This is a genomic window from Candidatus Accumulibacter contiguus, assembly GCF_012940005.1.
Taxonomy (GTDB): domain Bacteria; phylum Pseudomonadota; class Gammaproteobacteria; order Burkholderiales; family Rhodocyclaceae; genus Accumulibacter; species Accumulibacter contiguus.
The window spans coordinates 1-8596 of the sequence record NZ_SPMX01000106.1 but is presented as its reverse complement, the minus strand read 5'-3'; the positions used below and the strand labels follow the sequence as shown (position 1 = coordinate 8596).

The following is an 8596-nucleotide window of genomic DNA, read 5'->3' as shown; positions in this document are numbered from 1 at the left end:
CGAAGCATCAGTGGGGTCGTGTCGCTGATTTCTCGATGCGAGGCGGCCGGACTAGTACAGCGTAGCGTCAGCAGCAGCGACCGGCGGCAGGTGGACGTGCAACTGACAAGAAAAGGCAACGAATGCGTTGAGCAACTGGCTGGCCTTCATCGCCGTGAGCTCCTGTCCTTGCAGGGAACATTCACGGTGCCCGACCTAACCACGCTCGGCCGCAAATAGCAACGACGGCGAGCGCTTGTCTCATTCGACCAAGTGGAAAGGAGTTCCAGGATGCAGGCAACTGCCGCGTGTGCGGATACAGATTCCGATCTCTATCAGGCGATCGTGGATCAGGCCCCGGATGTGATCATTTTCGCCGATTGCGAGGGAGCGATCCGCGTCTGGAATCATGGCGCTGAAACCGTGTTCGGCCATTCCGCCGCCGAAGTCCTCGGCGAAAGCCTCGACGTGATCATTCCGGAACGGCTCCGGAAAGCACACTGGGAAGGCTTTCACAAAGCGGTTGACAGCGGCCAGACCAAGTACCGGAACCAGGTACTCACAACCCGCTCGGTGCACAAGGATGGGAGCAAGCTCTACGTGGAACTGAGCTTCGGCCTGGTGAGGGACGGCAGCGGCACGATCATCGGTTCCCTGGCCATCGGCCGCGACTGTACCGCCCGCCACCTCAAGGCAGTCGCACAGTCTTCGGCTGCCGCGCAAGACAAGCCGAGCGACAGGGCCTTGAAGTGACGACAAGCATTCCTGGATTCTCCGCACCGACCGTCGGAACCGAGGCGCCTCTGGAGATGCTTTCCGCCTGCCATGGCAGAATTGAAACGCAATGCGTGACCTTGCGGCGCCTGGTTCCACACCTGCTGGTTCATGGCGTCGACGAAGAAGCGCGTGCGGCGGCGACCAGGGTAATACGCTACTTCGACACATCCGCCCTGCACCATCATGCCGATGAAGAAGACGACCTCTTTCCGGCGTTGATCGAGTCGATGGCCGGTTCTGACGCCATCTGCCTGCGCGCGGTGATCGACGGGCTGAAAGTCGATCACCGCGCGCTCGAAGCGTGTTGGCGACACCTGCGCGGCATCCTCGAAAGGATCGCCGCCGGCGAGCAGGTGTCACTGGTCGCTGACGATGTCGAAGCGCTGGCCGTTCGCTATGCGTGCCATATCGAGTACGAGGAAAAGGAGCTCCTGCCCATGGCTGCGCGCTTGTTGAGCGACCATGATCTGGCCCGCATCGGACGCGCGATGCGCGAGCGCCGGGGAATCGACGAGGCTTAGGCGAGGTTTAGGCAACAAGCTCGCGCACGCGAGCGCAAATCCCGGCTGCCGACGATCGCCGAGCGTCTCTTTCTCGTCCTCCGCGGATCAAGCGGCCCGCCCCTCGCCGGCTTCCTCATAGGTGCGTCCGTCACGGATGTGATAAATCCGCCGGAAGGTCGGGATGATCTTTTCGTCGTGGGTGACGACGATGATCGCTGTCGCGAAGCGCTGTGCCATCTCGTTGAGGATGCGGACCACAGCCAATGCGCGCTCGCTGTCCAGGGGGGCCGTCGGCTCGTCGGCGAGGATGATCGGCGGCTGGTTAACCAGCGCGCGAGCGATCGCCACCCGCTGCTGCTCACCGCCGGACAGCTGCGCCACCCGTGCTTGGGAACGGTGCCCGACATCGAGTGCCGCAAGCATCGCCCGCGCCCGCTCGCGCGCACTGGCGTTGGCCACACCGGCCAGCATCGGTAGCAACGCCACGTTATCGGTGACGTCGAGGAAAGGAATGAGATACGGCGCCTGGAAGACGAAGCCGATGCGATCGCGACGCAAGGCGCGCAGATCGGCCACCTGCCAGCCATTGTCGTAGATTGCCTCGCCGGCCAGCGCCATTCGCCCCGCGCTGGGCTCGATCACCGCACCCAGGCACTTGAGCAGCGTGCTCTTGCCCGAGCCACTGGGGCCGATCAGCCCGACAACCTCGCCGGGCTGGACGATCATGTCCACGCCCTTCAGGGCATCAACCGCTGCATCGCGGACGCCGTAGCGCTTGGTCAGGCCGCTGATTTCGATCGCCGCGGGCATCTATCCCCCGATCGCCGTCGCTGGATCGACGCGCAACGCGGCGCGGATGGCGACGACGCTTGCCAGCGCGCAAATCGCCAGCACCAACAGCGCACCGCGCACGGCGTCCCCGGGGAGCAGCAGGACGTACTTGGGGAAGATCGGTGCCCACAGCGTCGCCGCAGTCTTGCCGACGAGAAAACCGATCGCACCCAGGCCGAGCGCCTGCTGCAGGATCATGGCGGCGATGGTCCGGTTGCGTGCCCCGATCAGCTTGAGCACCGCGATCTCGCGGACCTTGTTCAGGGTCATCGTGTAGATGATGAAGGCGACGATGGCCGCGCTGACAATCGCCAGGATGACCAGGAACATGAAGATCTGCTTCGCCGACGTGGCGATCAGCTTGGCGACGAGGATTTCGTCCATGTCGGCACGCGTATAGGCTTCGAGGTGTTTCCAGCGCCGGATGTTGCTGGCTACGGTCGCTTCATCGGCGTGCGTGGCGAGCCGCAGCAGGACCACATTCACCGTCCGGCTGCTCGCCTGGCTGGCTTGTACGGCCTCGAGCAGTCCCGGTATACCGGGGCGGTTGAACGCCGGATTGGCGGCAGTGCGTGCGCGTTCATTGACCAACGCATCGTTGTCCTTGAGGAACTGCACTTCCTGCGCATCGCGCAGCGGCACGAAGACCATCGGGTCACCAGCCGACGACACCATGCGGCTGGTCAAGCCGACCACCGTGTACTCGTGCCGTCGGATACGGATGCGCTGCCCAAGGCGGAAGCCGGTCTTGATATCGGCAATCGCCTCGTAGTGCGAACGCGTGATCGGACGTCCGGCGACGAGGTAGCCGGGCTCACCGGGGTGTCCGGGCTGGAAGCCGACGAGCATCACCCGTACATCCTGGCCCTGATCTTCGATCTGCATCGTCAGGTAGGTGACATTGCCGGCCTCGACCACCCCCTTGACGCCAAGCAGCGCGCGATAGGCGTCGTCGCGTACGTTCGAGGGTTCGGCGTAGGGGCCGAGCGTATTGCGTTGCACGACCCATAGATCGGCCCCAGCATTGCCCAGCAGGACGCGTCCGTCATCGACCAGTCCGCGATAGATCCCGGCCATCGACAGCGTGACGCCGATCAGCAAGCCGAGCCCGAGGCCGGTGAAGACGAACTTGCCCCAGCCGTTGAGGATGTCGCGACCGGCGAGATTGATCATCGCCTGGCACCGACGATGGCGACGACGACCCTGACTTTCGCGTCGGGCTGCAATGCCTGCTCGCTGTGTACGACAACTTCGTCGCCTGCTGCCAGACCAGCAAGAATCTGGCTGCGGCCATCCAGGGTGGAGATGCCGACCTCGACCGGATGAAACGTGACGCGCCCGTCCTTTATTCGCCACACGCCATCCTGTCGGTCCACACGCTTCACCGCTGCCGTCGGCAACCAGGGTGCATCGGGCAGTTCAGCGGTGCCGATGGTCACCTCGACCAGCTCTCCGATCGAGAGTGCGTCGGGAATCGCCGCGAAGGCGACATTGACGATGCGCTCTTCGGCGACCGAATCGCTTAGCCAATCGACGCGCCGGACTTCGCCCGGGTAGACACGCTTGGCATCCGAGCGCAGCACGATCTCGGCTGACTGTCCAACGCGCACGCCGCCGGCCTGGCCCTGGTCGATGCGCGCCCTGACCCACAGGCTCGCCGGGTCAATGACCTGCAGCACGGCCTGCCCGGCAACGATCGTCGATCCCGGTTCGAACAGTCGCGCACTGACGATGCCATCGACGGGACTCGCCAGCAGTGCCTGCGCGCGCAGCTTGCCGACACCGGCAACATCGGCCAGCGCGCGTTCGTGATCGCGCCGCGCCGCCGCCAGTTGGGCGGCCGTGGCGTCCGCTACCGCCGTCGCGGCATTGGCTTCTTGCTGCTTGGCGTCGGCGGCCTCTTGGCTGAAGAAACCGCGTGCGCGTAGTTCGGCGGAACGACGCGCGCTGGCGACCGCGACTAGCGCACGGCTCTGCGCCGCGACCAGCTCAGCTTGCGCCGCGCGGACAGCGCTTGCGGCACGTTGTGCGACGAGTCGGCCGCTCGCAACGCGATCGTCGAGGTCGACCGGATCGAGTTCGGCAAGTAGTTGCCCGGCCGTGACGGCATCGCCCTGGTCGACCAGCACGCGCGCCACGCGGCTGGCCGTCGTCGGACCCAGTGCATAGCTGCGGCGAGCCTCGACTGTGCCGATGCCGAAGGTGCTCTCCAGCAGCGGCCCCAGCTGCACCTTGGTCAAAGTCACCCTGGTTGGCGCCAGCGGTCCCTGGCTGGTCGCCAGCCAGCCGAGCAACAGTACACTGGCGACGGCGACTGCGCGCAATACCGCCTTGCGGGAAAAGCGCAAGTTCATGCTTCTTGTGGCCCGCGATAGCCGTGCACGAGCAGCGGGAACATCTGCTGCGCACGCGCCATCATTGCGTCCTCGTTGCCGGCGAGCGCTGACTCGATGACCAGGCCCTGCACCGCCCCAATGAACAGCACCGGCGCCAGCGCGGTATCCAGCGCGGCGGGAAGCTCACCGGCCGTCCTGGCCTCGGTGAACAGCGCGGTCAGCCGCTCGCGGTAGCCAGCGATCATCGCCTGGACCTCGGCGCGCACCGGCGAATCCCCGGGATATTGCAGCTCGTGGAACAGTACGCGGGGAACGCCGGGGTTGGTCGCGATGAAGGCCACGTGCGCGAAGAACGCGGCCTCGATCTTTGCCAGCGGCGACTGGCGCTGCGCCACAGCGGTCGCCAAAAGCGTGCCAAGCGATTCCCGGACCCAGGCAAAGACCGCCATCCAGATTGCCTCCTTGTGCGGGAAGTGACGGAAGATTGCCCCCTGCGTGACGCCGATCCGGTCGGCGATGGCCTGCGTGGTGATCGCATCCGGCCCGCGCTCGCGGGCCAGCGCAAGTACCGCAGCGACGATCTCGCGCTGTCGTTCGTCGCTGCTCAGACGTTGGCCAGAAGCCTTGTGGACGCTGCTCTGAATATCCATGATGGTGGTCAGCTTGCATTTCTGTAAGTAAGTGGTTACTATCTTAGGCGTGTAGTGTCCGTTTGGCAAGCGCGACTGTCCCGAGGAGAACGAACTCATGAATTTCCCGGAGTTTTTTGAATCTGCACCACGAATTACCGTTCGCGACCCACTGGCCCGGTTCCTCGGGGCGGTGGAGGACGGCATCATCGAATACACCTACAGCGACGCGGTCAAGCTCGCCGGGCATTCGTGCCCGACCGTCGCTTCCGCCTATCTGATGACCCGCGCAGCCATGCGCGCCCTCTACCCGGCAGCCTTTCCCGAGCGCGGTGGCATCCGCGTCGAGCTCCGGGATGACCGACTCACCGGGGTTGCTGGCGTCGTTGCCAATGTCGTCAGCCTGCTCACCGGTGCGAGCAACGATACCGGCTTCAAGGGAATTGCAGGGCGTTTTGATCGCCGTTGCCTGCTCTCCTTCGGCGCCGACATCCCCGGCCAGCTGCGTTTCACGCGGCAGGACACCAGTACGGCGGCCATTGTCTCCGCCCGGCTGGAGCGGTTGCCGGGCGATGCGCGCATCGCTTCCCTGATGCCGCGCTGCGTCGCCGGTACTGCCACCGCCGGGCAGACCGCACAGTTCCAATCACTATGGCAAGACCGCGTCCGGACGCTGCTCGTCGAGCATGCTGACGATCCGGAGATCATTGTTGTTCAACATTGAGGAGAATCCCATGAACATCCACCGCACCCTGCTCACAGCCGCCCTGCTCACTACCTTCGCCATCGGCGCGCCTGCCTCTGCCGCCCCCGCCTCTGCCACCCCTGCTTCGGCCACCAATTCGCACCAGCACGCAGCGGCTGCGCCAACCAAATTGATGCTCGACCACGGCAAGAAGTGGGCAACGGACGAGCCGCTGCGCCGGAACATGAGCGATATCCGCACCGCGCTGGTCGCGAAAGCGACAGCCATCCACCACGGAACGCTGACGGCAGACGAGTACAAGGCGTTGGGCAGCCTGGTCGAGGCGCACATCGCCAAGATAGTCACCGAGTGCAAGCTCGACCCCGCAGCAGACGAAAACCTGCACCTCATCGTCGCCGAACTCACTACCGGTGCCGACGCGATGCAGGGCAAGTCGAAAGCCACGCCGGCTGCCGGAGCAGCGCAGACCGTAGGCGCGGTGAATCAGTACGGCCGTTACTTCCAGCACCCGGGGTGGAAACCAATCGACTGATTCGTCTGGCGAGCAAACAATGAATGGCTGCGCGGCCGGCCTTTCATCGTCGAGCGCGGGGGCCGCTACTCTAAGACGATGAGGAAGGAACGACCGTGAACGATATCTTGCAACCGGATTGGGACCCGAAATCCGACGCCGTCCAGCGTGATCAGCGAGCTGCCTACGACGAGATGCGTGAGCGCTGTCCGGTTGCGTACAGCGACTTTCTCGGCTGGTCCGTGTTTCGGCACCAGGATATCGTTCGCGTGCTGATGGATCCCGACACCTTCAGCAACGCCGCATCCCGACATCTCTCCGTTCCGGACGGCATGGATCCCCCCGAGCATACCGAGTACCGACGGATGATCGTGCAATATTTTCGGCCGGAACGTGTGGACGCGTTCGAGCCGCAATGTCGCGAGATCGCCGCGAAGCGTCTTCAATCGCTGCTGGAGCGCGATGAGCTGGAGTTCATCGGCGACTTCGCCCATTGGTTCGCCGTACGGATTCAGTCCGCCTCGCTCGGTTGGCCGCTCGAAATGTGCGAACCGCTGCGTCTCTGGACGCAGAAGAATCATCAGGCGACTTTTGCGCAGGACCGGACGGCGATGGCGGAGGTCGCCAAGGAATTCGAGGGCTACGTCCACGAGTTGCTGCAGATCCGGCGGGCGGCCGGTGCGCAGGCCAGCGATGACATCACCGGTTCACTGCTTCGGCAACAGGTACAGGGCCAACCGTTGCGCGATGAAGAAATCGTCAGCATCGTGCGAAACTGGACCGTCGGTGAGGTCGGCACGATTTCGGCAGCGCTGGGCATCCTGGTTCACTACCTCTCGCAACACCCGGAACTGCAGCAGCAGCTCCGCACGCAGCCCTCCCTGCTGCCCGCCGCAACCGAAGAGATTCTCCGGATCTACGGACCATTGGTCGCCAACCGCCGCATCACCACTCGTCCGGTAGAGATCGGTGGCAGGAAGATCGCCGCCGGCGAACGGATCTCGCTGATCTGGATTTCTGCCAACCGCGATGGTCGTGTTTTCGAGGATCCGGAGGCGTATCGGCTGGACCGCGACCCGACCGCAAACCTGCTATATGGCGCGGGAATCCACGTCTGCCCAGGCGCTCCTCTGGCTCGGATGGAGATGCGTGTGGTGATGGAGGAGATCCTCGGGCGCACGACCCGCATCGACCCGATCCCGGACCGGCCGCCCACCGGCGCGGTGTACCCCGGCAGTGGTTTCGCCACCCTGCCCATACGACTCCGATAGGGGGGTCTACGCCGGAACCCCAGAAGATTCCGTCATCGGGTTCTGAGATGCAGTGGAGCCGAAAAAGCAGTTAAGAGGCCAAAATAGATGGTCAAATAGGGCGTAGCCAATTTACATTGGCTCTTTTGTTCTTGACCACATCTTCAAAAGATAGCCAAGTTCGGTATACCCAACTTGGCCATCCACTACATGCAAATCGCCCGACTCTACCTGCGTGTCAGCACCGACGAACAAGACCTTGCGCGCCAAGCCGACATCGAGCACAGCGCCCGTCAGGCTGGCTATTACATCGCCGGCATCTATCGCGAGAAGGCCAACACCCGATCATGGACGGCCCGCTAGTGTAGTGTTGCATTCTGTTTAGCGCTTAAGCGGCTGTTGGCGCGAATGACCTTCTGGAGGATGTCGCGAGCGCTCTTGGTCCAGATAAAGGGCTTGGGCTTGGTGTTGTGATGGGCGATGTAGTCGTCGATGGCAGAGACCAACGCGGGGACGCTGGTGAACACGCCACGGCGCAGTCGTTCGGTCGTGATATCGCGGAAGAAGCGCTCGACCATGTTCAGCCAGGAGGCCGAGGTGGGGGTGAAATGCATCTGAATCCGCGGATGCTTGGCCAACCACTCCTGTACAACGGGATGCTTGTGTGTGGCGTAGTTGTCGGCGATCAGGTGCAGCGCCTTGTCCTTCGGCGTTTCCCGGTCGATCTTGCGAAGAAACTTGAGCCACTCTGTGTGACGGTGCTGCTGTTCGCACTGTGCGATCACGCTGCCGTCCAGCACGTTGAGCGCGGCGAACAGCGTGGTCGTGCCGTTGCGCTTGTAATCGTGGGTCATGGTGGCTGCACGCCCTTTTTTCAGCGGCAGCCCGGGCTGCGTACGGTCGAGTGCCTGCACCTGGCTTTTCTCATCGCAGCACAACACCAGCGCATGCCCGGGTGGCGACATGTACAGACCGACGATGTCTTCGAGTTTCTCGACGAACCTGGGGTCACGAGAGACCTTGAAGCCACGTACCAGGTGAGGCTTCACGCCGTTGGCGCGCCAGTGGCGCGAG

11 protein-coding genes and 1 pseudogene are annotated in these 8596 nt (G+C 63.7%); 7 read left to right on the top strand and 5 right to left on the bottom strand.

Features of this window, described 5'->3' with window-relative positions:
- The 3 genes from E4Q08_RS23255 to E4Q08_RS23245 all read left to right on the top strand — a co-directional run.
- The coding region (locus E4Q08_RS23255; protein ID WP_169072157.1) for a MarR family winged helix-turn-helix transcriptional regulator at positions 1 to 219 on the top strand (219 nt) is incomplete at its 5' end.
- 51 nt (positions 220 to 270) lie between these two features.
- Complete coding sequence (locus E4Q08_RS23250) at positions 271 to 732, top strand: PAS domain-containing protein (RefSeq protein ID WP_169072156.1); 462 nt, start codon at positions 271 to 273, stop codon at positions 730 to 732.
- Between the two features lie 56 nt (positions 733 to 788).
- Complete coding sequence (locus E4Q08_RS23245) at positions 789 to 1277, top strand: hemerythrin domain-containing protein (protein ID WP_169072155.1); 489 nt, start codon at positions 789 to 791, stop codon at positions 1275 to 1277.
- Positions 1278 to 1364: 87 nt separating this feature from the next.
- Here the strand turns inward: E4Q08_RS23245 and E4Q08_RS23240 are convergent, their stop codons facing one another.
- Genes E4Q08_RS23240 through E4Q08_RS23225 form a run of 4 tightly spaced genes read right to left on the bottom strand, consistent with a single transcriptional unit; the run spans position 1365 to position 5175 of the window.
- Positions 1365 to 2069, bottom strand: coding sequence for an ABC transporter ATP-binding protein (locus E4Q08_RS23240; protein ID WP_169072154.1), 705 nt, complete (start codon positions 2067 to 2069; stop codon positions 1365 to 1367).
- A complete protein-coding gene (locus E4Q08_RS23235) occupies positions 2070 to 3263 on the bottom strand; it encodes an ABC transporter permease (RefSeq protein WP_169072153.1) in 1194 nt (397 codons plus the stop codon).
- On the bottom strand, positions 3260 to 4444 hold the full coding sequence (locus E4Q08_RS23230; RefSeq protein WP_169072152.1) for an efflux RND transporter periplasmic adaptor subunit: 1185 nt from the start codon (positions 4442 to 4444) through the stop codon (positions 3260 to 3262). Before E4Q08_RS23230 ends, E4Q08_RS23235 begins: the two co-directional genes overlap by 4 nt.
- On the bottom strand, positions 4441 to 5175 hold the full coding sequence (locus E4Q08_RS23225; protein WP_169072151.1) for a TetR/AcrR family transcriptional regulator: 735 nt from the start codon (positions 5173 to 5175) through the stop codon (positions 4441 to 4443). Before E4Q08_RS23225 ends, E4Q08_RS23230 begins: the two co-directional genes overlap by 4 nt.
- Between E4Q08_RS23225 and E4Q08_RS23220 the strand changes: the two genes are divergently transcribed.
- The 4 genes and pseudogenes from E4Q08_RS23220 to E4Q08_RS23205 form a co-directional block, all read left to right on the top strand.
- On the top strand, positions 5174 to 5779 hold the full coding sequence (locus E4Q08_RS23220) for a hypothetical protein (protein ID WP_169072150.1): 606 nt from the start codon (positions 5174 to 5176) through the stop codon (positions 5777 to 5779). The two genes, E4Q08_RS23225 and E4Q08_RS23220, sit on opposite strands and share 2 nt — an antisense overlap.
- A gap of 10 nt (positions 5780 to 5789) precedes the next feature.
- Complete coding sequence (locus E4Q08_RS23215; RefSeq protein WP_248595115.1) at positions 5790 to 6293, top strand: hypothetical protein; 504 nt, start codon at positions 5790 to 5792, stop codon at positions 6291 to 6293.
- A gap of 95 nt (positions 6294 to 6388) precedes the next feature.
- The gene (locus E4Q08_RS23210) at positions 6389 to 7543 is read left to right on the top strand and encodes a cytochrome P450 (protein ID WP_308240210.1); all 1155 of its coding nucleotides are present in this window, start codon (positions 6389 to 6391) and stop codon (positions 7541 to 7543) included.
- 189 nt (positions 7544 to 7732) lie between these two features.
- Positions 7733 to 7861 (top strand): annotated as a pseudogene (locus E4Q08_RS23205) (recombinase family protein); the annotation flags it as partial.
- Positions 7862 to 7881: 20 nt separating this feature from the next.
- On the opposite strand, the gene E4Q08_RS23200 reads toward E4Q08_RS23205, so the two are convergent.
- Positions 7882 to 8596: IS630 family transposase (locus E4Q08_RS23200; protein ID WP_169072149.1), on the bottom strand; the 715-nt coding region annotated here is incomplete at its 5' end.

Coding starts and splice junctions, on each gene's coding strand:
- E4Q08_RS23250 (WP_169072156.1), top strand. CDS start 271: ATGCAGGCAACTGCCGCGTGTGCGGATACAGATTCCGATCTCTATCAG.
- E4Q08_RS23230 (WP_169072152.1), bottom strand. CDS start 4,444: ATGAACTTGCGCTTTTCCCGCAAGGCGGTATTGCGCGCAGTCGCCGTC.
- E4Q08_RS23225 (WP_169072151.1), bottom strand. CDS start 5,175: ATGAGTTCGTTCTCCTCGGGACAGTCGCGCTTGCCAAACGGACACTAC.
- E4Q08_RS23235 (WP_169072153.1), bottom strand. CDS start 3,263: ATGATCAATCTCGCCGGTCGCGACATCCTCAACGGCTGGGGCAAGTTC.
- E4Q08_RS23220 (WP_169072150.1), top strand. CDS start 5,174: ATGAATTTCCCGGAGTTTTTTGAATCTGCACCACGAATTACCGTTCGC.
- E4Q08_RS23215 (WP_248595115.1), top strand. CDS start 5,790: ATGAACATCCACCGCACCCTGCTCACAGCCGCCCTGCTCACTACCTTC.
- E4Q08_RS23240 (WP_169072154.1), bottom strand. CDS start 2,069: ATGCCCGCGGCGATCGAAATCAGCGGCCTGACCAAGCGCTACGGCGTC.
- E4Q08_RS23245 (WP_169072155.1), top strand. CDS start 789: ATGCTTTCCGCCTGCCATGGCAGAATTGAAACGCAATGCGTGACCTTG.